This window comes from Halobellus marinus (assembly GCF_032113415.1).
Classification (GTDB): domain Archaea; phylum Halobacteriota; class Halobacteria; order Halobacteriales; family Haloferacaceae; genus Haloquadratum; species Haloquadratum marinus.
Window position 1 is genome coordinate 219,756 of sequence record NZ_CP134946.1, and the last position, 19,810, is coordinate 239,565.

17 protein-coding genes and 1 tRNA gene are annotated in these 19,810 nt (G+C 63.3%); 9 read left to right on the forward strand and 9 right to left on the reverse strand.

All coding sequences use genetic code 11. The features are described 5' to 3' along the window. Nucleotides 1–18 precede the first annotated feature (18 nt). Together RJT37_RS01100 and RJT37_RS01105 are read left to right on the forward strand one after the other, a co-directional pair. Complete coding sequence (locus RJT37_RS01100) at nt 19–579, forward strand: DUF420 domain-containing protein (RefSeq protein ID WP_313687077.1); 561 nt, start codon at nt 19–21, stop codon at nt 577–579. Between the two features lie 80 nt (nt 580–659). Then, nucleotides 660–1,055 (forward strand): pterin cluster protein, encoded by a 396-nt coding sequence (locus tag RJT37_RS01105; protein ID WP_311174214.1) that lies wholly within the window; start codon nt 660–662, stop codon nt 1,053–1,055. A gap of 42 nt (nt 1,056–1,097) precedes the next feature. Here the strand turns inward: RJT37_RS01105 and purF are convergent, their stop codons facing one another. The 6 genes from purF to RJT37_RS01135 form a co-directional block, all read right to left on the reverse strand. Next, entirely contained in the window at nt 1,098–2,660 is a 1,563-nt protein-coding gene (gene purF / locus RJT37_RS01110) for an amidophosphoribosyltransferase (protein WP_313687079.1), read from the reverse strand. 130 nt (nt 2,661–2,790) lie between these two features. Next, nucleotides 2,791–3,138 (reverse strand): hypothetical protein, encoded by a 348-nt coding sequence (locus RJT37_RS01115; protein ID WP_313687081.1) that lies wholly within the window; start codon nt 3,136–3,138, stop codon nt 2,791–2,793. A 148-nt stretch (nt 3,139–3,286) separates the two neighbouring features. Continuing rightward, nucleotides 3,287–5,206 carry a molecular chaperone DnaK gene (gene dnaK / locus RJT37_RS01120; RefSeq protein ID WP_313687083.1) on the reverse strand — a complete coding sequence of 640 codons (1,920 nt, stop codon included), beginning with the start codon at nt 5,204–5,206 and terminating at the stop codon, nt 3,287–3,289. A 156-nt stretch (nt 5,207–5,362) separates the two neighbouring features. After that, entirely contained in the window at nt 5,363–6,112 is a 750-nt protein-coding gene (locus RJT37_RS01125; protein WP_313687085.1) for an alpha/beta fold hydrolase, read from the reverse strand. Nucleotides 6,113–6,185: 73 nt separating this feature from the next. Beyond that, complete coding sequence (locus tag RJT37_RS01130) at nt 6,186–7,199, reverse strand: amidohydrolase family protein (RefSeq protein ID WP_313687087.1); 1,014 nt, start codon at nt 7,197–7,199, stop codon at nt 6,186–6,188. A gap of 80 nt (nt 7,200–7,279) precedes the next feature. After that, a complete protein-coding gene (locus tag RJT37_RS01135; protein ID WP_313687089.1) occupies nt 7,280–8,509 on the reverse strand; it encodes an HD domain-containing protein in 1,230 nt (409 codons plus the stop codon). A gap of 706 nt (nt 8,510–9,215) precedes the next feature. Between RJT37_RS01135 and RJT37_RS01140 the strand changes: the two genes are divergently transcribed. Then, nucleotides 9,216–10,769: a sensor histidine kinase gene (locus RJT37_RS01140; protein WP_313687091.1), complete on the forward strand. Its 1,554-nt coding sequence runs from the start codon at nt 9,216–9,218 to the stop codon at nt 10,767–10,769. A gap of 70 nt (nt 10,770–10,839) precedes the next feature. After that, on the forward strand, nt 10,840–11,394 hold the full coding sequence (locus RJT37_RS01145; RefSeq protein WP_313687093.1) for a peptidylprolyl isomerase: 555 nt from the start codon (nt 10,840–10,842) through the stop codon (nt 11,392–11,394). Nucleotides 11,395–11,556: 162 nt separating this feature from the next. Here the strand turns inward: RJT37_RS01145 and RJT37_RS01150 are convergent, their stop codons facing one another. Continuing rightward, nucleotides 11,557–12,948, reverse strand: a complete 1,392-nt coding sequence (locus tag RJT37_RS01150) for a hemolysin family protein (RefSeq protein ID WP_313687095.1) — start codon at nt 12,946–12,948, stop codon at nt 11,557–11,559. A 105-nt stretch (nt 12,949–13,053) separates the two neighbouring features. Here RJT37_RS01150 and RJT37_RS01155 point away from each other — a divergent pair, with 105 nt between their 5' ends. The 3 genes from RJT37_RS01155 (at nt 13,054) to RJT37_RS01165 (ending at nt 15,223) form a co-directional block, all read left to right on the forward strand. Then, nucleotides 13,054–13,413, forward strand: coding sequence for a ferredoxin (locus tag RJT37_RS01155; protein ID WP_313687097.1), 360 nt, complete (start codon nt 13,054–13,056; stop codon nt 13,411–13,413). Nucleotides 13,414–13,614: 201 nt separating this feature from the next. After that, entirely contained in the window at nt 13,615–14,538 is a 924-nt protein-coding gene (locus RJT37_RS01160; RefSeq protein ID WP_313687099.1) for a DMT family transporter, read from the forward strand. 25 nt (nt 14,539–14,563) lie between these two features. Next, a complete protein-coding gene (locus RJT37_RS01165) occupies nt 14,564–15,223 on the forward strand; it encodes a helix-turn-helix domain-containing protein (protein ID WP_313687100.1) in 660 nt (219 codons plus the stop codon). Between the two features lie 280 nt (nt 15,224–15,503). On the opposite strand, the gene RJT37_RS01170 is transcribed toward RJT37_RS01165, so the two are convergent. After that, nucleotides 15,504–16,658, reverse strand: a complete 1,155-nt coding sequence (locus tag RJT37_RS01170) for a hypothetical protein (protein ID WP_313687101.1) — start codon at nt 16,656–16,658, stop codon at nt 15,504–15,506. Between the two features lie 274 nt (nt 16,659–16,932). Between RJT37_RS01170 and RJT37_RS01175 the strand changes: the two genes are divergently transcribed. Next, nucleotides 16,933–17,017, forward strand: a tRNA-Leu gene (locus tag RJT37_RS01175). A gap of 769 nt (nt 17,018–17,786) precedes the next feature. On the opposite strand, the gene RJT37_RS01180 is transcribed toward RJT37_RS01175, so the two are convergent. Beyond that, complete coding sequence (locus RJT37_RS01180) at nt 17,787–17,915, reverse strand: hypothetical protein (protein ID WP_313687102.1); 129 nt, start codon at nt 17,913–17,915, stop codon at nt 17,787–17,789. 480 nt (nt 17,916–18,395) lie between these two features. Here RJT37_RS01180 and RJT37_RS01185 point away from each other — a divergent pair, with 480 nt between their 5' ends. Beyond that, the gene (locus RJT37_RS01185) at nt 18,396–19,637 is read left to right on the forward strand and encodes an RNA-guided endonuclease InsQ/TnpB family protein (protein WP_313687103.1); all 1,242 of its coding nucleotides are present in this window, start codon (nt 18,396–18,398) and stop codon (nt 19,635–19,637) included. Nucleotides 19,638–19,810: the final 173 nt, after the last annotated feature.

Below are 19,810 nucleotides of genomic sequence, written 5' to 3' on the forward strand. Positions count from 1 at the left end.
TCCGTCCTGCGATCCGGTATGGCACTGCGTGCTCGGGATCACGTGCTCGGACTTACGGCCGCACTCTCCGTCGTGTCGCTCGCTGCGGTTTTCGGTGCCGTCCTCGGAGTGATTCCAGGCTCGTCGCTCCCGCGCGCTCCCGAGTTCGTCGTCGACGCAATCCCGCACGTCAACGCCGCGCTCAGCACCGCTGCGATCGTGACGATCCTGCTCGGCGTCCGATCCATCCGCCGCGATGAGATCCGGCGCCACCGGGCGATGATGCTCGTCTCGCTCGCGCTGTTCGTCGGCTTTCTCGTCCTCTACCTCTACCGGCTCGTCCTGGAAGGAACCACCGAGTTCCCCGGCCCCGAGGCCGTCTATCAGTTCGTCTACCTTCCGACGCTTGCGATCCACATCCTGCTCGCCATCGTCTGTATCCCGCTTCTGTACTACACGCTGCTCGTGGCGGTCACGCGACCGATCGCGGCGATCCGTGCGTCACCGCACCGTCGCGTCGGACGGATCGCCGCGTCGCTTTGGCTGATCTCCTTCGTTCTGGGGAACGTCGTCTACGTGCTGTTGTACGTCGTCTACTGAGACTCCCTTGGACCAGAACTCGAATCTCACCCGAACATATTCGTGGTCAACGATAACTGGGAGGCCGTCGTAGCTCCTGTATGGCTCAGTCTCAAACCGCCAAGACGGTCGCGGAGACGACCGTCGAGGTACGCGCGACAGGACACGTCCGCGACGCGCTCGGGACGGCACGGCTCTCGTACACGTTCGAGGGCGACACGCTTCGGGAGTTCGCGAAGTCGTTCTTCGCGGAGTACGACGTCCAGGACCTCGTCATCGCCGAAACGGAGGACGAATCGGCCACCCGCGGGTGGGCACCGATCGACGCCGAGGACGTCCCCGGCGACCTGCTGAAGAACCCCGACGGCGAGCAGACACGGGCGTACGCCCGCATCCTCATCAACGGAAAGTTCAACGAAACCCTGGACGGCTTCGATACGAAGCTCCACGACGACGACCGCGTCGCGCTCGTCTATCCGTTTATGTTCTGCGTCTAGCGGTTCGCGACCTGTCGTCGCGGGCTGTGTGCCACCGAAGAATCAGTCGTCCGCGCGGGCGGGCTCGCTGTCGGTATCGATCACCGGCCGCTGGACGTCGCGATCGGTCTCTTCGCCGTCGATGTCGTAGGGATACTCGCCGGTCACACACCCGAGACAGAGATTGAGCCGTGATTCTCCCAGGACATCCGCGACCGATTCGACCGACAGGTAGCCGAGACTGTCGGCACCGATCTCGTCGCGGATCTCGTCGACCGAGCGGTCGGCGGCGATGAGTTCCTCGCGGGAGGCCATGTCGATCCCCATATAGCACGGCGCGACGATCGGCGGCGCGCCGATCCGGACGTGAACCTCCTCGGCGCCGGCCTCGCGAAGCAGCGCGACGAGCTGCCGCGACGTCGTCCCCCGAACGATGCTGTCGTCGATGATTGTCACCGATCGGCCCTCGATGGTGCTTTTGATCGGATTGAGCTTCAGTCGGACGGCGCGTTCGCGCTCGTCCTGCGTCGGCATGATGAACGTCCGGCCGACGTAACGGTTCTTCATCAACCCCTCGGCGAACTCGACGGCATCGCTCTCGGCTCCCTCGTTCGCCGCTTCGGCGTACCCTGACGCGAACGCCCGCCCGGAGTCCGGTACGGGCAGCACCACGTCGGTCTCGACGCCCGATTCGTTCCAGAGTTCCCGACCGAGATCGCGGCGCGCTTCGTAGACGAGCGTGTCGTCGATGACCGAGTCCGGGCGGGCGAAGTAGACGTGTTCGAAGAAACAGTGCGCCGTGTTGTCCTGTTCGATCAGTTGATACGTGTCGAATCCGGACCCGTCCGGTTCCAGAACGACCAGTTCGCCCGGGCGGACGTCGCGGACGAGGTCGCCGCCGAGTGTGTCGATGGCGGCAGATTCGGAGGCGAGCACGTACCCGTCGTCGAGTTCGCCGATACAGAGCGGTCGGTTGCCCTGCGGGTCCCGAACGCCGAGGACGGTCTCGTCGTGCATAATCGTCAAGGCGTACGAGCCGTGGATCCGGTCCATCGTCCGCTTGACCGCACGAACGAGGTCCGCTTCCAAGAGGTTCCGGGCGAGGTCGTGGGCGATGACCTCGGTGTCGCCGTCGGAAGTGAACGCGTGGCCGAGTTGGGCCAGTTCGTCGCGGATCTCGTCGGCGTTGACGAGGTTGCCGTTGTGCGAGAGGCCGAGCGAGCCCGATTTGAACGAGACCGAAAACGGCTGCGCACAGGAGGCGTTGACGCCGCCGGAGGTGGGATAGCGGACGTGACCGATCCCCGTCTCGCCCGCGAGCGAATCGAGATCGCCCTCCTGGAAGGCGTCGCCGACGAGACCCATCTCGACGTGGCCGTGCTGCTGGAAGCCGTCGTGGGTGACGATGCCGGCGGATTCCTGTCCGCGGTGCTGGAGCGCGTACAGAGCGTAGTACAGCGGGCGCGACGCCGCCCGGTCGTCGAGTGCGACGCCGACAACGCCACATTTCTCCGTCGGCCCGGAGCGTGCCGCCCCGACTGTGTCCGAGTCCGCCTTTGGTGTCGGTCCCGCGTTCGTCGCCTCGTATCCGGGTGTGGGGGTGGATAAGTCCCGCCCGTCTGGCATACAATCGGCTACGGGATCAAGGGGCTAAAAACCCGTCCATATGCTACTTTCGGCGTTCGAAATGGGCGTAAATATGCACGATCGTGGGATAACCCGGAGTCGGTAGTCCGCCGTCCGTCGTCGAGCAGGGTTAGAAGGCGCACTCCCACCGCCGGTAGTACGTCACGGGCCCCTCGGCTGTTTCGATCCGCTTCGATTCGAGATACTCCGCGTCGCGGAGCACCGTTACGGCCTCCTGGACCTCGCGTTCGCCCACGTCCATCGGGACGATCTCGATCTCCTCGGGTTCCTCTTCTTCGTCCTCGCCCCAGCAGATGTCCTCTTCCGGAGCCGTGACGGTCCCGCCGTGCTGCAGGAGTTCGTGCAGTTCCGACACCGAGTAGGCTCGCGGCTTGACCTCGTCGAGGAACTCGCCGACCGCCCGTTCGACGTCGGCCCACTGCTTTTCGGACTCCCACTCGTCTTCGCTGATTGGCATATCGTGACGCTCGCACAGCGGGCTGAAAAACTTTGTTGCGATGTCTGACATCTGGCAGCGGCGGCTGTCCGTCTCCGGAACCGAGTCCCGCAACTGTACGCCGATAAAAGACGAAATCCGTGCCGGGCCCGTCCGTGGCGGGGAGCTCTTATTCCTCTTCGTCGTCGTCGACGTCCTCGAAGTCGGCGTCGACGTACTCGTCGTCCTCGCCGCCGGCACCGCCCATATCGCCCATTCCGCCGGGGCCCGCGCCGCCCGGACCGGCACCGCCCGGACCGGCGCCCGCAGCACCGGCACCGGCACCAGCGCCCCCGGCCGCCTGCTGGGCCTCGTACATCTGCTTGCCGATCTCCTGGAGTTCCTCGGTAAGCGCCTCGGTGGCCTCCTCGAAGTCCTCCTTCGTCGCGTCGTCGTCCTCGAGGGTCTCCTCGACGTCCTCGATGCGGGCTTCGATCGACTCGCGGAGATCGTCGTCGACCTCGTCTTCGTTCTCTTCGAGCAGCGTCTCCGCGCGCTGAATCGCGCTCTCGGCCTCGTTTCTGGCCTCGATGCGCTCGCGGCGGCGCTCGTCCTCCTCGGCGTGCTCTTCGGCTTCCGCCTGCATCTGCTCGATCTCCTCGTCGGAGAGGCCGGCGCCGCCCTCGATGGTGATCGACTCGGCGTTGCCGGAGCCTTTGTCCTCGGCCTCGACGTTGACGATCCCGTTCTCGTCGATGTTGAAGGCGACCTCGATCTGCGGCGTGCCCGCAGGGGCCGGCGGGATCCCGGTGAGCTGGAACTCGCCGAGCAGTTCGTTCTCTTCGGCGATCTCGCGTTCACCCTGGAAGACGCGGACGTTCACCGACTGCTGGTTGTCCGCGGCCGTGGTGAAGATCTTCGACTCCTCGGTCGGGATCGTGGTGTTCTTCTCGATGAGCCGCTCGAAGAGGCCGCCCTTCACCTCGATGCCGAGGCTCAAAGGCGTCACGTCGAGCAGCACGATGTCGTCGACCTCGCCGCCGAGGACGCCGCCCTGAATCGCCGCACCGAGTGCGACGGCCTCGTCGGGATTGACGTTCTTCTTCGGCTCGGTCCCGAGCAGTTCCTCGACCTGCTCGTGGACCTGCGGCATCCGGGTCGAGCCGCCGACGAGGATGACCTCGTCGATGTCGCCCTTGTCGTAGCCGGCGTCTTCGAGCGCCTGTTCCGTCGGCCCGACGGTGCGCTCGATCAGATCCTCGGTCAGCGACTCGAACTTCGCCCGCGAGAGGGTCTCTTCGAGGTGGACCGGGCCGGAGTCCGTCGCCGTGATGAACGGGAGGTTGATCGTCGTCTCCTTTCGCGAGGAGAGTTCGATCTTCGCCTCCTCGGCTGCGTCTTTCAGCCGCTGCAGCGCCTGCCGGTCCTCGCGGAGGTCGATGCCGTGGTTGTTCTCGAACTCCTCGGCGAGCCAGTCGATGATGGCCTCGTCCCAGTCGTCACCGCCGAGGTCGTTGTCCCCGTTGGTGGCGACGACCTCGTAGACGCCGCCGCCGAGATCGAGGACGCTCACGTCGAACGTCCCGCCGCCGAGGTCGAAGACGAGCACCGTCTGATCGGAGTCGTCGTCGAGCCCGTACGCCATCGACGCCGCGGTCGGCTCGTTGACGATGCGCTCGACCTCGAAGCCGGCGATCTCGCCGGCGTCCTTCGTCGCCTGCCGCTGGCGGTCGTTGAAGTACGCCGGGACCGTGATGACTGCCTTCTCGACCTCGTCGCCGAGGTACTCTTCGGCGTCCCGCTTGATCTTCTGGAGGATCATCGCCGAGATCTGCTCGGGGGTGTACTCCTCGTCATCCACCTCGACGGTGTAATCCTCCTCCCCCATGTGCCGCTTGATCGACTGGATCGTGTGGTCGGGGTTCTGGATTGCCTGGTTCTTCGCGGGTTTCCCCACGAGTCGCTCGTCGTCGTCGGTGAATGCGACCACCGAAGGCGTCGTCCGATCGCCTTCGGAGTTCACGATGATCTCCGGGTCGCCGCCCTCCATCACCGCGAACGCACTGTTCGTGGTGCCGAGGTCGATACCCAGGATCTTGTTACTCGCCATCTTGCTCGTCATTACCGGTCTAAATCGGTTAAAGGTTACTAGACGGGGGCAGCCACCACCCTTTCAAGGGTCGACGCTGTCTGGCGATTCGTCTATGTGGGTGATTGTCGTGTAGCAGGATTTATATTGAAGCGCCGGTCAGCCGCGCCGACGCCCCTACGCTGAGATTGCCGCAGGACCGTTCTCGAGCGCCGCGAGCACGTCGTCGAGGACGGCGTTCCGCCCCGACGAGGCGAAGAACTCGTGGCCGCCGTCGTACCGAACTCGGTTCGCCGCCGGCGCCCGCGCCTCGATCGCCGCCGGATCGACCACGCGGTCCGTCGGCGAGTAGAAGACGACGTCGGCGTCGTCGAACTTGCCGAGCCGTGCCTGCGCGTCACGGATCGTCCCGAGGAACGCCGGCGACAGCCCCGACGGGCCGAGTTCGGCTTCCGCGGGCGACTTCAGATCACCGATCGCGTCGGCATCCAGATCCGGGGAGTGCAGTCGCCGCGCCGTCGGCAGTCGCTCGAACACGGCGAGGATCGCGGGATCGATCCGTCCCGCGGTCCGGACGCCCCACCACGGACTGAGAAACACGTTCCGCAGCGGATGCCGCTCGGCGAGGTGTTCGGCGATCAGCCCGCCGGTGCTGTGGCTCAACACGATGTCGAAGTCGCGCTCCGACACGTAGTCGTCGAGGGGTGCGAGATACTGGTCGTCGAAGTTCCAGACGTTCGTCGGGATCGTGACCGCGTGGACGCGGTATCCGGCTTCCAGGAGTCGCGTCAGGAGCCACGCGACGTGCTCGTGGGCCACCCGGTTGCCCCAGCCGAGGACCACGAGCAGGTCCTCGTCGCCGGTTCCGCGCCGCGTGATTCGCATTCGGGGCGTCTCGCGGAGCAAGCCCGCGAACGGGAGGGTCATACGTCACCTGTTGGTCGCCGGAGGGAAAAGTCCCGCTCCGGATTGCCCGCTGGTGGTGTTTCCCCGAGTCCGATCACAGAATGACGTCTTTCACGTCGGCCGCGCCCGCGCGCCGAACGACCGCGCGGACGACGTCCTGCGCGCCGGTGAGGTTGTCGGTGTCGCCGTCGAGGACGAGCAGTTTCGCCTCCCGGCCGGGTTCGACGACGCCGTAGTTCAGCCCCGCGAGTTCCGCGCCGTTTCTGGTCGCCATCCGCAACACCTCCGTCGCCGGGACGTCGGCCAGTTTGGCGGCCGCCGCCATCTCCCGGAACATCGACGGGGAGTTCAGCATCACGTTGTCGGTACCGAGCGCTACGGTCGTCCGCTCTCCGAGTTCGCGGATCGGCGGCACGCCGACCCCGGTGACGAGGTTCGAGCGCGGGCAGACGACGACGGGGGTGCCGTTGTCGGCCACCCGATCGTAGTGGATCGCCTCGGGGTGGACCATGTGGACGAGGAAGTCGGGATCGAGATCCAGGGCGGCGTTGATGTCGTGTGGATCGCGCTCGCCCGCGTGGATGCCGAACAGCTTCCCGGCCTCGCGGGTGACGTTGCGGAGCCGGTCGAAGTCGGCGTCGCGCGCGCCGGAGGCGCCGAATCCGTCGGACGCGCGCATCGCCGCCTCGCTCTCGCGGCCGAGGATCGTCGGTTCGATCGGGAGGTCGGCCGCGGCCTCGCGGATGGCCTCGACGCCCGCGACGCCGCCCTCGCGGAATTCGATGCACGCGGCGGTGCCAGTCGACCCCATCAGCCGCAGTGAGCGATGCATCGCCTCGATGGTCTCCTCGGGCGTCGCTTCCGCCAGCAGCCGGTGTTTCAGGCCGTCCGGCGGCGCCACCAGGTCGTCCAGCGAGAGGCCCGCTCCCGCCTCTTTCGCGATCGAGTCGCCGAGATGCGTGTGGGCGTTGACGAACGCCGGGAGGACGATGTTCTCGGTGTGAACCGCCTCCTCCTCGATAGCCGTGATCTCACCGTCCTCGACGACGACCCGCCCCTCGATCGGCTCGAACTCGGGCCCCCGCAGCACTGTTCCCTCGACGATCATTGCAAGGACGTCACCGGCGCATCGGTTTGAAACCCCACGAAACGGGACGATTCGCCGCTCGTTGCGAGGCAGTCGCCCGCTTACGAGCCGGTAAACTCGTCGAGGGTGGCCGTCACGCCCGGTCGAACGTCGGTGACCGGCGCGCCGTCGACGTCGAGATCGAGCACGTCCACGGCGATCTGCCCCACACTGTCCGTCGACTCGTCGGGGACGTACACGCCGAGTCGCCACTGCTGTTCCCCGGCGGTCCGGAGCGCCGACACCAGCGGCGACTGTTTCCCGAGTTGTCGCATCTCACCGCCCACCATCACGCGCGAGGTGGATTCGGTCATCGACGGTCGGTCCGAGACGTCGAGGATGACTCCCTCGGGAGACAGATCAGCCCGCGAGGCGATCCTCGCTTCGAGGTCGCGCAGGGTGTCGAAGTCGGCATCGAGGACGTCTTCGGGGACGGCGTCCAGTTCGGCCCAGACGGCCCGCTTGTAGAGATCCCGGGTCCGTAGTCGGGTCGCGACCGCTGCCGTCTCCGGGGTCGTCCGGAGCGCGACGAGGAGGTCGTGGTCGTCCATCCGCCGGAGTTCCGCCGGCGTCGTCTCCGTCCGGTCCAGCAGTCGCTCGGCCGCCTGCCGGAGCATCGCCTTCGAGATGCGGGCGACGTGGTGCTGGTAGACGGTCGGGTTCATCAGCGCCCGCGCTAAGAGCAGTGACTCGGCGGTCTGGACGTTCCCCTCCCGCAGGACGAGCTCGCCGTCGACGAAGGCGAGTTCCCGCACGAGCCGTTCGTGGTCGATCGTCCCGTACGGCACGCCCGTGTGGTGGGCGTCGCGGACGAGATAGTCCATCCGATCGACGTCCAGCTCCCCGGAGACGAGTTGCCCGTACTGGCTCTCGCCCGCGACCAGGTCGGCGACCCGCGCGGGATCCAGATCGTGATCTCGCAGCACGTCTCCGACTTCGCCCGCCGCGAGGAGTTCGTGCACCTCGTCGTGGTACTTGCCCGTGTGTCGCTGGGTGACCGTCTCGACGTTGTGGCTGTAGGGGCCGTGGCCGACGTCGTGCAGGAGTGCTGCCGCGCGGATCCGCTCGGCCTGGGTTCCCTCGATACCCAGGTGTGTGAGCGCGCGGTCCGCGAGGTGATAGACGCCCAGCGAGTGCTCGAAGCGCGTGTGATTAGCCGAGGGGTACACGAGGTGGACGGTCCCCAGCTGTTTGATGTGACGGAGCCGCTGGACCGGCTCCGTATCGAGGAGGGCTGCGGCGACGCCGCCGACCTCGATGTGGTCGTGGACGCTGTCCTTGATCGTCGCCATATCCCGGGTTGGCGCGGCATCGTACAAAAACCGTCGGCCGAACCGTAGTCGGTAGGGTCTTCCTTCGCCGGTGATCGTCGCTGTTTGCTCTCACGTCCCCCGATTTTCACCGCCCGAGTAATCGCAGGATACTATCGGAATCGTGACTATTTAGCCGAATTCACCCGGATTTTGTCGCGACGGCGGTGCCGAATTCGGATTGACTGTCTACCCCGTTCAAGTGGTCTCCTCGCCAAAAGATGGATGCGACGTCGCCCTGCGGCGTCGCGACGTGGCCGCGCCGATTGCCCCTCGGCGACGCCACAGTCGCACGCCGGCCCTCCGGACTGCCACCCCCACTGGCGTCCGGGACCCCACACCGGCTGCGAACCCGATGACGGACGCCGGTTCTCCCGTCCCGGCGTTCGTCGCCCGCATAGGCGGGACATCACCCGCCTACACTCCGACCACGACGAACGGTCGGCCCAACTGGGGGAGTGCGCAGAGGCACCCGATTCCGGACGCCCCCACCCGTCCGGCTGATCGACACCCCCTTTTCGACACCACTGGCCCCGACCGAACCCAGCCACGGAGCGGTCGGTGGGTTGATGAGTGTGCCAATGTTTCGTAGACGTGACTAACAGTGATTCTGCCGTCGTTACCCCCGAACGTGCTCTACGCTGCGTACGTGCTGGCGTTCGCGTCCGCCGCTGTGGTATGCTTCGGGATGCTGCCCAGAACGACGCAGATCTCCCACGAGGACACCCGACGCGGGCTGTTCTGGCTGCTGCTCACGGGCGGCGGCTGGGCGGCCGCACACGTCGGCTACCTCACGATGCCGACGCCGGAACTGCAGTACGTCTTCTACGTCGTCGGCCTCATCGTCGGCCTGGCGTCGGTCGGCCCGTGGCTGTACTTCTGTTCGGCCTACACCGGCCGGTCGATCCACCGGAACTCCGGCGCCCGCTGGGCACTCGTGGCCGTCTTCCTCTTCTTCGTCGTGGTGAAGGTGACGAATCCGCTCCACGGCTGGTACTTCGCCGCCGAGCAGGCCGTAACGCCGTTTGCCTACCTCCGGATCGAACACCGGCCGCTCCACTGGATCGCGATGGGGCTCGCGTACGCGCTCTCGGCCGTGGGGTTCTTTATGTTGTACGAACTGTTCGACCGAGTCAACTCCAACGCCCGGCCGCTCTTGGTACTCGTCGGACTGACTGGCCTGCCGGTCGTCTTCGACGTACTCGGCGCGATCCGTTCGTCTGTTCTCGATCTCACCTACGCCTCTCTCGGCGTCGCGATTTTCGCCGTCGGCGTCTTCGCCGTGTACTTCGATCAGTTCCAGTTCGTCCGCGCGACGGGCGAGACCGACGACCCTGTCATCGTTCTCGACGAGCGCGACCGCATCAGAGATTTCAACACCGAGGCGGCGGAACTACTGCCGACACTGGTCGGCTCGAGCGGCGAGTCGCTCTCGGAACAACTCCCGTCACTCGCGACGGCACTCGACGATTCGGATTCGACGTTCGAGATCGAGGTCGGCGGACGAACGAGATACTACAGCGTCGCTTCGACCCCCTTCACTACCGCCGGCGCAAAGACCGGCCGGTCGGTCATCCTCTCCGACGTCACCCACCGCGAGCAGTACCGGCAGGAACTCGAAGAGAAAAACGAGAAGCTCGAACAGTTCGCGAGCCTCGTCTCCCACGACCTGCGGAATCCGCTCGGGGTCGCGCAGGGACGGACCGAACTCGCCATCGAGGAAGACGAGACCGATCACCTGGAACCGGTGGTCCGGGCGCACGATCGAATGGAGCAACTCATCGACGAGATGCTGACGCTCGCACGGGAGGGTGTCTCGATCGACGAACCAGAGCAGGTCCTGATCAGCACGGTCGCCGAACGATCCTGGAAGATGGTCGCCGTACAGACGACGTCGCTGTCGATCGAACCGGAGTTCGATCTGTCGGTGGCGGCCGATCCGGAGCGACTGCAGCAACTGTTCGAGAACCTGTTCCGGAACTCTGTGGAGCACGGCGGCACAGACGTAACCATCACTGTCGGTGCGCTCGAAGAGGACGAAGGCTTCTACGTCGCGGACGACGGCCCGGGCATCCCCGAGGAGAAGCGCGACGAGATCTTCGAGGCGGGATACACGACTGCCTCCGACGGGACCGGGTTCGGGCTCGCGATCGTCTCGGAGATCGCCGAGGCGCACGGCTGGGAGATCACTGCAACCGAGAGTGCCGAGGGCGGCGCCCGCTTCGAGATCCGGACCGGGTGACCGTCTCGATCGGTCTTCCGCTCCCGCACCGCAAGGACACCGTTTTGTATCCGTCGGTCCTCCTGTGCGTATGGTCGACGATTCCGAACTCGAAAACCCGGAGAACCCGCTCGTCACGCTCCACACCACGAACGGAGACATCACGCTCGAACTGTTCGAGCAGCGTGCGCCTCGGACGGTCGAGAATTTCCTCGGCCTCGCGACCGGCGAAAAGGAATGGAGCGACCCCGAAACCGGCGAGACCCGAACGGATCCGCTCTACGAGGGCACGATCTTCCACCGGGTGATTGAGGACTTTATGATCCAGGGCGGCGATCCCGAGGGAACAGGTCGCGGTGGCCCCGGCTACGAGTTCGACGACGAGTTCCACGAGGACCTGAACCACGACAAGGCGGGCATCCTCTCGATGGCCAACCACGGTCCCAACACGAACGGCTCGCAGTTCTTCATCACACTCGGCCCCCAGCCGCACCTGGACGGCCGCCACGCCGTGTTCGGCCACGTCGTCGACGGGATGGATGTCGTCAGGGAGATCGGCGACGTCCCGACGGACAGCGACGACAAACCGGTTCGTGACATCGAAATCGAGACTGTCGCCGTCGTGGACGACAGCGACGGGACGTAGATCTACAGAGAGTGAACCGCCCCGGGGTCAAGCCCCGAGGCACTCGCCTTGTTCTAGCTGTAGACTCGACCGGAACCGACGATACCGAATAGACCGAAACCGACGATACCGAACAGACCGAAACCGACGATACCGATACGGTCACGGACGCCGTCCCCGCGATCAGCCCTCCGGCCCGTCTCCCTCTGTCGGCCCGGGATCGGTTTCGATTCTGACACGGGTGTCGCTGTCGCCGTCGACGGCGCCGACGGTGAGTCGCATCCCGCTGACGCGGACGACGTCGCCGGAGACTGGCTGTCGGCCGAGTTCCTCTCGCAGGAGCGATAGCACCGAAGCCGACGCCGCTGCCGACGACAGCGTCACGCCAAGCGGACCGACGACGTCTTCGAGCGTCGCGTCGCCGGGCGCGATCACGGCCCCCTCCGTGGATCGAGTGATTTCTTGTCCGGTGCCACGGTCGGCGAGTCCGCCGAGGAGTTCCTCGACGATGGCCTCGGTGGTGAGGACGCCCTCGACGCTCCCGGAGCCGTCCCGCAGGACCGCCATCTCGTAGCCCCCGGCCCGGAGGTCCCGGAGGACGCCGTCGACGGCCCGATCGCCGAACGACGAGAGGACCGGGCGGAGATGCGACGCGACCGTTCCGGCGGCGTCACCGCTGGTGTCGCCTGGATCGCTGTCGTTGTCGTCGCCGCGGTCGCCACCGCCTTCGCTGTCATCGTCGTGGGTGCGTCCTCCGGTGTCTATCGCGCCGACGAGATCGCGGAGATCCACGGAGCCGACGACGCTGTCGAGCGAGCCCTCGTAGACCGGGAGGGCCGTTACTCTGTGGTCGGCACAGACGCGGATCGCGCGCTCGACGGTGATGTCGGTGTCGATCGCGGTCACCCGGGCTCGCGGCGTCATCACGTCCCGGGCCGCCGTCCCCGAGAACTCCAGGGCACGGTCGATCAGTTCCCGTTCGCCCGCGTGGAGCGTCCCGGCGCGCTCGGCCGACGCAACGAGCGCCTCTATCTCGGCGCGGGTCACCGCAGGCGGCTGGTAGTCGGTCGATCCCCCAGTCAGCCGAGTCACGCCGCGTGTGACGAGTTCGAACCCTGCCACAAGCGGGTACAGGATCCGCTGGACGATCTCCAGGGGCCGGGCGACCCGGAGCGCCCACGATTCGGCGTTGGCGACGCCGTAGGACTTCGGCGATATCTCGCCGACGACGAGGACGAGCACGCTCACGACGACCGTCGACGCGGTGACAGCGTAGCCGGCGGGGAGGCGATCGACCAGAAAGGTCGTCGCGATCGAGGCGATCGCGATATTGACGACGTTGTTGCCAACCAGGATCGTCACCAGCAGGCGATGGGGATCCTCCCGGAGCCGGCGGAGTGCGGCGACCCGCCCGTCGCCTGCGCCGTCGTCCGCCAGACTCGCGACGAACAGGTCGTCGATCGAGAAGAGCGCGATCTCCGAGGAGGAAAAGAAGGCGCTGATGAGGAGGAGAATCACGATCCCCGCGACGACCGCAAGCGCATCCGTTCCGGACGTCTGGGCGAGCGCAAACATACCTATTTCCGTGTGGGTCGACCGTAATGATATCCCTGGGTGGATGGACACCCAAGGACGCGGTCGATCGACAGCGCAAAGACGTCGCCGCCGCAACGGTGGGGTATGAGCGATGCCGCAGACGACGCGGACGACGCCCCGGTACAGCCGAGCGACGTCGGCAGCGAGGAGAACGCCCCGCCGGTAGCGGAGAAGCCCTACAAGATCATCTTCGAGGGGAACAAATGCATCGGGGCGGGTCGGTGTGCCGAGGTCGCGGACAACTGGGAGATGGACATCACCTCCGGCCTCGGCCGCCCACAGTCGTACTTCATCGGCGAGGACGAACTGGACGAGAACGTCCGGGCCGCGGAGGTCTGCCCCGCGAAGAAGGGCGAGGGCGTGATCCACGTTATCGACCGCCGAACGGACGAGGAGATCGCGCCGGACCCGCACGGCGACGGCACGCTGAGCGTCGACTGGTAAACCACGGTCCCTGGCTCCGGAGTGAAGCGCCTACCGCGCTCGTCGTCTCCGAGGCCCCAGGTCTCCGAGCGGCTCCACGAGCAGCCTCTGGCTGCACGCCGTCGCGTACTCGTGTGAGAAACGGAACACAAAAGCAGCGATATTTAAACGGGTTATCAGTATATGCGTCAGGCCGGTATCCCCGGGCGTGCGAGTGCAGGTATGCGTCAGCGACGTCTCGGACTGGTGTTCACGCTTTCCGGTGCGGCGCTGTTCGGGACGCTCGGCGTCTTCGGGAAGGCGGCCGTCGGCGTCGATCTGACGGTCGCGACGCTGCTCGCCAGTCGGTTCGTGGCGGCGACCGTTCTGCTGTGGGGGCTTTTGCTCGTCACCGGTCGGTTCATTCGTCTCCCCGTGCGCACCGTCGGCGTCGAGGTCGGTCTCGGCGCCGTTTACGGTATTATGTCGGTCGCGTACTTCGAGAGCCTGGCGTGGCTCTCGGCCGGTGTCGCCGCGCTGCTGCTTTTCACGTATCCGGTGCAGGTGATGGCCGTCTCGTCTGTCGTGCTGGACGAACCAATCACGCTCCCGAAGCTCTCGGCGCTGCTTGCGACGACCGCGGGCGTCGCGCTCGTCGTGCTGGGTGACGAGATCACGATCGCGCTGACCGGCGTCCTGCTCGTCGCTGTCGCCTCGCTCTGTTATACGGTCTACACGATGGGAACGCGCGCGATGGTCGCCGACATCGATCCGCTGGTTCACGTCGCCTACGTCTTCCTCGGCGTGACCGCGTCGATTCTCGGATACGGTGTCGCGACGCGCTCGCTCGCGATGCCCGAGGGAGCGGCGGGCTGGTGGCTGATCGTCGGCATCACGGTGTTCGGGACGCTGCTGCCGATCCTCCTGTACACGGAGGGGCTCACCCGGATCAAAGCCAGCCGCGCGAGCATCGCCAGCACGAGCGAGCCGCTGACGACGGTCCTGCTCGGGGTCGCCTTCCTCGGCGAGATCCTGACAGTCTCGATCGCGGTCGGGGCGGTCCTGATCATCTTCGGCGTCGTGCTCACCGCGCCCAGTGTCGAACGAACCATACGCCGGCGTCTCGAAGGTGTCGGTGTCGACGCCGCAGTCGAGCGGGAGCGCTGATAGACCCGGCCGTCGACTGATCCCTATGAGCGACCTCACCGCCACGATCGGCCTCGAATCGCCCGACCTCGCGCTGACCGAGACTGTCACGTACGACGAGTCCGCGTCTGTACAGCCGGTTACCGGCGCGGGAACGGTCCCGAATGCAGAAGGGTATCTTTTCACCATCCGCACGGCGGACTTCGACCGGTTCGAAACGGCGCTTGCCCGCGATCACACGATCGACGGCTTCGAGCGTGTGGTGGATCTCGGCGTCGAGGCAGTCTACAGCTTCGAGTACAGCGCCGACGCCACGCTCTTTTCGCCGGCAGTGGCCGCATTAAACGGGGTTTCGCTCGACTGGACGAACGACGGAACCGAGTGGACCGTGCGGGTGTGGCTCCCCGACAGGCCGGCACTCGCGGCGCTGCGGGAGTACGCCGCCGGTCACGACATCCGCTTTACGCTGCAGCGCGTGAGTGACTACGTCTCGCCGGGCGAGGCCGAAAACAGCCTCACCGACGAGCAGCGGGAGGCCGTGTTGCTCGCTCTGAATATGGGATACTTCGAGGAGCCGCGGGAAGCGACGCTCAGCGAGGTCGCCGCCGAGTTGGGGATCTCCCAGCCCGCTGCGGGCGGTCGCCTCAGACGCGGTCTCAAACGACTCGTGCTGTCGACGCTCGCGAGCGAGACGGGCGACGGCTGAGACGGACTATTGTCGTCATTTTCTGGTGTTCACATTCAAACAATCCTCTCCAGTAGAAGAGTGTCGATAGAGTTCGCTATCGGGAGACGAGGCTATAGTAGCCTTTGCAAGTCTTCACTCACACGATCGCACGCAGTCGTGCGATCGGATATGCAATCAGTTGCAAACGCTACTATAGAACCTGTGTGTCAAACCGTTCAGCAAACTGGTTCCAACTTCGTGTGGTCTGCGGCGAAATCGCAAGGCTTCTCCGGATCAACAACGCGCCACGCAAGAGCGTTCAAACATAATTCTGAAGCACAAAGTCAAATACGAGTGATGTGATATATGGTAACAAGAGTGCGAACAGTACCTCCTGAATCATCGTAATATTGAGGGGGAACTCGCTCGCCATTTCGACGCGTTGCATCCGAATGTGATTGTACGTGTATTGATTCGCATCCTCTACTGATTCGGGCTCGGCGTAGGGGAAGATATCTTCCGTAGATCCGACCTCTCGTGATTGTTCTGCGAGGGCTTCGATCTTGATGTGCTTCGCGGCGTTGATAAACGACTTCATCCATAGCATCGGACCGAAAAAGAGGATTAGGCCGACAAGGAGGCCTGCAAGCAGCAGTGGGAGGGAAAATTGGTCCATTGGACTTGCCCCAACAGCGACCGTCTGAAACAGCATAAAGAGTGTAAGAAGAATAAAATACGAGACAGAGACGTTTTTGAACATCTCGCCGGTCGGTTCCAATCCCGCGTAGCCGTGGGGGTCAGAGAAGTCAATGAGTCCAGCCCGTCGAATCTTGAAGGGGAGAAGTACAAGCGCGCCGATAACGACAGCCAAAAACTCAGCTCCAATGGGATAGAGCACGAACGGGATGATCAGATAGAATCTAACAGTCGCAACAACGGGGCCAGTAAGATCAGCTACAGGACCAACCAATCCAGCGGGATTGGTTAGTAATTGCCATGCATAAAATGCCAGCCCAGCACACAGGACACTATATCGAACTAGAGGTGAACTGATCTCGTTGAGGTTTGCGTCCGTTTTCCCGGATGGCTTCGCCGGAACTCCGGCGATCGTGAGGAGCCGAGAGACGGGGTTCCTCCCTCTGTCAAGGTCCCGAATATCTTCGTCGATCGCGTCTGGGAGGTCCTGGACGGCTCCAGCATACTTCCGTTTCGTCCGGAGCAGCATCCACACGACTGCGGGCCACGCGATAACTTGGAAGATCTCGCCGGGGTTCGCGGCAATTGACAATCTTCCTGTCTGAAGCCACCCGACAAAAGACAGGACAGGAAGATGTAGTCCGATGACGGCGACGATGAAAAGATACGGTGCCCAACGTGACGTGCCAGTGAAACGTTTCGAGACCGTCTCGAAACCGACCACCCGAGATATATGTTCGATCCAAAGATCATCTAAACCCACCTGTGATTCTGGCATACGCGTGGACTGTTCAGAGACCTATCACAAATAGATTCTCGGGTTTGGATACGGAATCTGTATTCGGCCGGTTTCAATATATAAATATAACCTGATAGTAATTTTACTGGGAGAGATTCACACTCGTTTTGGAGGCTATTTGCCGATGTCTCCGTGAAATCAAATACCCTACCATTTGTGATACTATCTCAACAGTACTTATAAATCTCGCAGTGATCCGCCGGAGTTGCGGAAGCGAAACCACTAACCGGGCGTCAGGGGAATGTTCGTCTGCGCGGGGGTGGCTGAGCTAGGCCAAAGGCGGCGGACTTAAGATCCGCTCCCGTAGGGGTTCGTGGGTTCAAATCCCATCCCCCGCATCCGTATCTGCGAGCGAAGCGAGCAGTCCGGTTCGTACGGTGGGATTTGAGTCAGGGAGCAGCTACGTTGTGACCGTGGTTCAAATCCCATCCCCCGCATCCGCGTCTGCGAGCGAAGCGAGCAGTCCGGTTCGTACGGTGGGATTTGAGTCAGGGAGCAGCTACGCTGTGACCGTGGTTCAAATCCCATCCCCTGCACTTCGTGTCCGAGCGACGGTGAGCGTGGTTGTGTATATGATAACAAAGAGTCACAGAGGTGTTCGCTAGAGTTCTTTCCACGAATCCAAGACTGAATCAACTATCAAACTGATTGTGAGCACCTTTTTTCCGCTCGGGTCGGCTTCGCCGACCACTCGCGCAAAAAATCTGCACCAAAAAAGCCCGACGGCTCCCGGCGGTCGCCGTCGGCGAACCGCTCGCTCGCGACGTTCGCTCGCGGATGCTATCGTACGGTAGACGTCCTGGGGAGAGCGTCCGCGAGCGAGGTCGAAGGCCGAGTGAGCGGCCCGTTTTTGGTCCACCGTGAGACGCAAGCGTCTCACGAGCCTCGCTTCGCTCCGTCAGCGAGACAGCTTTTTGTAAGGAGGGCGAGACGGCGAAGCCGTCTCGCTTCCCCACGGGCGACTTGCGGGTCGCCCGTGGAGAGTGCGCCTTCGGCGCACCCGACGCAGTAAAAAGGTGGGCTGAACTGACCGATCTCTACTCTGGGTGTGATGACCTTTCTATGATACCCTATACGAGTTGGTTCAGGTAGATGGTGTTAACTGATTCAGCCCTGTTTCGGGGTGCTGAGATAGGCTTGGACGTGAACTGTTGCAGGATCACGGTCTGGTGTCAGCGTCTTCGAACCCATATATTGGTTATCGGCCACGAGCACTTCGAGTAGCTCTGTGGGCATCGGTTCACTCGTTGCTCCTCGTTGACCCTCGCTCCGAGTTCCACCCCATATTCTATATTGGCCACCTGTCTCTGCGCGGCGTTTGAGCTCCTCGCTGGTGGTCGCAGCGACTACTACCGCTGGTCCGTCTCTAACGACAAACTCGTAACTAAATATGGGATTTTCATCCTCAGGAGTAAACGTAGAGTTGTCGATGCGGTCGGAGAGGGGCCACTCTTGATAGGCACCCGGCTCGATTGTCGCTTGCTCGTCGAGTATCTGCGTCTCACGGGGAATGTCCGGTTGTGTGATGGTCCCAAGACAGCCGGTTATCAGCCAAATACCGGCTATGCAAGCAGTGACGAATCTTCGGCGGGAGGGCATACTGACCACTCTTTATCAGCGGACAAGGCGAATACCCCGAGGCTTGACCTCGGGAATGAAGCCGACGACTCGTGATACAAACCACTAAGTCAAAACGTTCCTAATCAAGAGACAGCGATGGAACACAGTCACCGCTACCACGCCTACCCAAAAGGAGAGGTAGCGGAGGGACTGGAACATCATCTAGATGTTCATCGCCAACTCTACAACCATGTCCGCTGGGACTACGAACAAGCCCCAGAGGACGATAAGCCGAGTGAGTACGACCAGAACAACAAACTCCCTGAGTGGAAACGTAAGTGGCCTGTCTTCAGTGAACTTCACTCGAAGGCCGCCCAAGCCACCGTTGCACGCTTCCATCGAAACCTCTCGAATCTTCGCAAGAAGAAAGAGAAGGGGTACAACGTTGGTCGGCTCAAACGGCAAGCACCCACCGACTACCGAAGCGCGACGTACAACCAGTCCGGTTTCGACCTCGATGAAAAGAGGGGGCGCGACAAGTATGCGTACGTCCGCTTCAGCAAAATTGGCTGGGTGAAGATTCGTTACCACCGTCCGATTCCCGACCACGCCACCATCAAAGAGGTCACGTTCAAGAAGGAACGGACTGGCGAGTGGTTCGTCACATTTGGTTTGGAAACTGATGAAGCTGACCTGCCCGAGAAACTCGACGTAGACTCGCTTGACGCGAGCAACAGCGTCGGTATCGACCTCGGAATACTCAACTACATCCACACGAGCGACGGTCACACTGTGGATTGGCTCGACCTCGAAGACGACTACGAACGACTTCGAGGAGAACAACGCAAACTCTCACGGAAAGAGAAGGGGTCGAGCAACTACGAGAAACAACGTCTGAAGGTCGCCAAGGTCAAACGCCACATCAAGCGGAAGGTGCTGGACTACCAGCACAAGATTACGACGTGGCTCGTCCGCGAGTACGACGCCGTGTTCGTGGAAGACTTGGACGTGAAGGGGATGCTCGAACAGTCGCATAACGCTCGGAACAAGCAGGATGCGGCGTGGCGACAATTCATCACCCTCCTGGAATACAAAGCAGACCTGTACGGTTGTCACGTCGTACAGGTCGAAGCACGAGGCACGACCAAGGAGTGTGCGTCGTGTGGTGTGGAGACGGCAAAGCCCATCTGGGTGCGGGAACACTCCTGTCCGTCGTGCGGATTCGAGACGGATAGAGATGCGAACGCGGCGATGAATGTGTTGCAGAGAGGCTTTTCTGAACTAGGGCTGGGATGGCCCGAAGACACGCCCGTGGAGACTGTGACCGCTACGGACACACCTGAATTTCAGTGTGTGTCTGCAAGTCACGTCGTAGAAACGGGAAGCCTCGGGGCTTGACCCCGAGGCGATTCACGCCCGCATACAGTTTTTATGCTCCCATCAGAACTCCGCAGGGGAAGTGATCAGTATCTCCTCATACGGAATATGAGTGAACTATACTGAGTTATAGTAGCGTTCGCAAGTCTTCGCTCATACGATCGCACGACTGCGTGCGATCGTATGTACAATCA

What these genes read in the sequence shown, in the direction of transcription:
- RJT37_RS01100 (WP_313687077.1), top strand. Translation starts at nt 19, where the DNA reads ATGGCACTGCGTGCTCGGGATCACGTGCTCGGACTTACGGCCGCACTC.
- RJT37_RS01105 (WP_311174214.1), top strand. Translation starts at nt 660, where the DNA reads ATGGCTCAGTCTCAAACCGCCAAGACGGTCGCGGAGACGACCGTCGAG.
- purF (WP_313687079.1), bottom strand. Translation starts at nt 2,660, where the DNA reads ATGCCAGACGGGCGGGACTTATCCACCCCCACACCCGGATACGAGGCG.
- RJT37_RS01115 (WP_313687081.1), bottom strand. Translation starts at nt 3,138, where the DNA reads ATGCCAATCAGCGAAGACGAGTGGGAGTCCGAAAAGCAGTGGGCCGAC.
- dnaK (WP_313687083.1), bottom strand. Translation starts at nt 5,206, where the DNA reads ATGGCGAGTAACAAGATCCTGGGTATCGACCTCGGCACCACGAACAGT.
- RJT37_RS01125 (WP_313687085.1), bottom strand. Translation starts at nt 6,112, where the DNA reads ATGACCCTCCCGTTCGCGGGCTTGCTCCGCGAGACGCCCCGAATGCGA.
- RJT37_RS01130 (WP_313687087.1), bottom strand. Translation starts at nt 7,199, where the DNA reads ATGATCGTCGAGGGAACAGTGCTGCGGGGGCCCGAGTTCGAGCCGATC.
- RJT37_RS01135 (WP_313687089.1), bottom strand. Translation starts at nt 8,509, where the DNA reads ATGGCGACGATCAAGGACAGCGTCCACGACCACATCGAGGTCGGCGGC.
- RJT37_RS01140 (WP_313687091.1), top strand. Translation starts at nt 9,216, where the DNA reads ATGCTGCCCAGAACGACGCAGATCTCCCACGAGGACACCCGACGCGGG.
- RJT37_RS01145 (WP_313687093.1), top strand. Translation starts at nt 10,840, where the DNA reads ATGGTCGACGATTCCGAACTCGAAAACCCGGAGAACCCGCTCGTCACG.
- RJT37_RS01150 (WP_313687095.1), bottom strand. Translation starts at nt 12,948, where the DNA reads ATGTTTGCGCTCGCCCAGACGTCCGGAACGGATGCGCTTGCGGTCGTC.
- RJT37_RS01155 (WP_313687097.1), top strand. Translation starts at nt 13,054, where the DNA reads ATGAGCGATGCCGCAGACGACGCGGACGACGCCCCGGTACAGCCGAGC.
- RJT37_RS01160 (WP_313687099.1), top strand. Translation starts at nt 13,615, where the DNA reads ATGCGTCAGCGACGTCTCGGACTGGTGTTCACGCTTTCCGGTGCGGCG.
- RJT37_RS01165 (WP_313687100.1), top strand. Translation starts at nt 14,564, where the DNA reads ATGAGCGACCTCACCGCCACGATCGGCCTCGAATCGCCCGACCTCGCG.
- RJT37_RS01170 (WP_313687101.1), bottom strand. Translation starts at nt 16,658, where the DNA reads ATGCCAGAATCACAGGTGGGTTTAGATGATCTTTGGATCGAACATATA.
- RJT37_RS01180 (WP_313687102.1), bottom strand. Translation starts at nt 17,915, where the DNA reads ATGCCCACAGAGCTACTCGAAGTGCTCGTGGCCGATAACCAATATATG.
- RJT37_RS01185 (WP_313687103.1), top strand. Translation starts at nt 18,396, where the DNA reads ATGGAACACAGTCACCGCTACCACGCCTACCCAAAAGGAGAGGTAGCG.